This is a genomic window from Fructobacillus papyriferae (assembly GCF_018437225.1).
Classification (GTDB): domain Bacteria; phylum Bacillota; class Bacilli; order Lactobacillales; family Lactobacillaceae; genus Fructobacillus; species Fructobacillus papyriferae.
The window spans coordinates 1-2,453 of the sequence record NZ_JAAMFI010000005.1 but is presented as its reverse complement, the minus strand read 5'-3'; the positions used below and the strand labels follow the sequence as shown (position 1 = coordinate 2,453).

Genomic DNA, 2,453 nt, shown 5'->3' with positions numbered 1-2,453 from the left:
GTTACGGGATTATCACCCTCTTTGATAACGCTTCCCAACGTTTTCACCTAAATGCTTACTTGGTAACTCAACGACAGTCCTACTACCCCAAGATGCAAGCATCCTGGTTTGGGCTCTTCCCGTTTCGCTCGCCGCTACTCAGGGAATCGATTTTTCTTTCTGCTCCTGCTGCTAATGAGATGTTTCAGTTCACAGCGTCTTCCTTCTAACCGTTATGTATTGGCGGTTAGATAACATTATAATGTTGGGTTTCCCCATTCGGAAATCTCCGGCTCATAGCGTACTTACCGCTCCCCGAAGCTTATCGTAGTTAGTCACGTCCTTCATCGGCTCCTAGTGCCAAGGCATCCACCACGCGCCCTTATTCACTTAACCACAACTTTAAAGTTGGATCAGTTTTATGAGTTGGTCTTTTAAGACCTGCGATTAAACCGTTCTTTTTAAAGAACTTGTGTTGTTTCTCGGTTTATTTAAGAATCAATTTCTTGATTTTAAAAGATTTTCTTGATTATTCAGTTTTCAATGTACAAGCTTGGCTACCTAAATAGCCAATGGAGAATATCGGGATCGAACCGATGACCCCCTGCTTGCAAAGCAGGTGCTCTCCCAGCTGAGCTAATCCCCCATACCCTTATCGGTAGAGTTCACACACTCAAAACTAAACAAAACTTTGACACAATTCAAATCGACATCTAAGTCACTGTAACGTTCCGGTTATCCTTAGAAAGGAGGTGATCCAGCCGCAGGTTCTCCTACGGCTACCTTGTTACGACTTCACCCCAGTCATCAGTCCTGCCTTAGACGGCTCCTCCCCGAAGGTTAGGCCACCGGCTTTGGGCATTACCAACTCCCATGGTGTGACGGGCGGTGTGTACAAGACCCGGGAACGTATTCACCGCGGCATGCTGATCCGCGATTACTAGCGATTCCGACTTCATGTAGTCGAGTTGCAGACTACAATCCGAACTGAGACGTACTTTAAGAGATTCGCTTACCCTCGCGAGTTCGCTGCTCGTTGTATACGCCATTGTAGCACGTGTGTAGCCCAGGTCATAAGGGGCATGATGACCTGACGTCGTCCCCGCCTTCCTCCGGTTTGTCACCGGCAGTCTGTCTAGAGTGCCCAACTGAATGCTGGCAACTAAACATAAGGGTTGCGCTCGTTGCGGGACTTAACCCAACATCTCACGACACGAGCTGACGACGGCCATGCACCACCTGTCACTTTGCTTCCGAAGAAGACACTAAAATCTCTTTTAGCTTCAAAGGATGTCAAGACCTGGTAAGGTTCTTCGCGTTGCTTCGAATTAAACCACATGCTCCACCGCTTGTGCGGGTCCCCGTCAATTCCTTTGAGTTTCAACCTTGCGGTCGTACTCCCCAGGCGGGATACTTAATGCGTTTGCTTCGTCACTAAAGGGCGGAAACCCTCTAACAACTAGTATCCATCGTTTACGGTGTGGACTACCAGGGTATCTAATCCTGTTTGCTACCCACACTTTCGAGCCTCAACGTCAGTTGCAGTCCAGTAAGCCGCCTTCGCCACTGGTGTTCTTCCATATATCTACGCATTCCACCGCTACACATGGAGTTCCACTTACCTCTACTGCACTCAAGTAAGACAGTTTCCAAAGCCATTCCACAGTTAAGCTGTGGGCTTTCACTTCAGACTTATCCTACCGTCTGCGCTCGCTTTACGCCCAATAAATCCGGATAACGCTCGGGACATACGTATTACCGCGGCTGCTGGCACGTATTTAGCCGTCCCTTTCTGGTATGGTACCGTCACTGTTTAAGCATTTCCTCTTAAACCCGTTCTTCCCATACAACAGTGCTTTACGACCCGAAAGCCTTCATCACACACGCGGCGTTGCTCCATCAGGCTTGCGCCCATTGTGGAAGATTCCCTACTGCAGCCTCCCGTAGGAGTTTGGGCCGTGTCTCAGTCCCAATGTGGCCGGTCAGTCTCTCAACTCGGCTATGCATCATCGTCTTGGTGAGCTTTTACCTCACCAACTAACTAATGCAGCGCGAATCCATCTTGAAGTGCTGCATGCGCAGCTTTTAACCTTGAAGCATGTGCTTCTGGGTTTTATCCGGTATTAGTCACTGTTTCCAGTGGTTATCCCAGGCTTTAAGGTAGGTTATTCACGTGTTACTCACCCGTTCGCCACTTACTTGGAAAGTGCAAGCACTTTCCGCTGTTCGTACGACTTGCATGTATTAGGCACGCCGCCAGCGTTCATCCTGAGCCAGGATCAAACTCTCATGTTGAAGTTTGAAGATTGCTCTTCGATTAAACTGGCTAGTTGCTATCTCTCGATAACGCCTATCCGTTTATTGTTTGTTACGAATTGACTTCGCAAATTTGTTAGATCTAGCTGTCATAGCTAAATCTCGTTACAGATTTGTTTGTTCAAAGTTTTGTTCAGTTTTCAATGTGCGTACCCGAT

At 47.9% G+C, this 2,453-nt stretch carries 1 tRNA gene and 2 rRNA genes (1 of these 3 running past the window's edge); all 3 read right to left on the bottom strand.

Features of this window, described 5'->3' with window-relative positions:
* Positions 1 to 375 (bottom strand): 23S ribosomal RNA (locus tag G6R27_RS06255) (its annotated part extends 2,171 nt beyond the left edge of the window); the annotation flags it as partial.
* A gap of 177 nt (positions 376 to 552) precedes the next feature.
* Positions 553 to 625 (bottom strand) — tRNA-Ala (locus tag G6R27_RS06250).
* A 99-nt stretch (positions 626 to 724) separates the two neighbouring features.
* Positions 725 to 2,274 (bottom strand): 16S ribosomal RNA (locus tag G6R27_RS06245).
* Positions 2,275 to 2,453 lie beyond the last annotated feature (179 nt).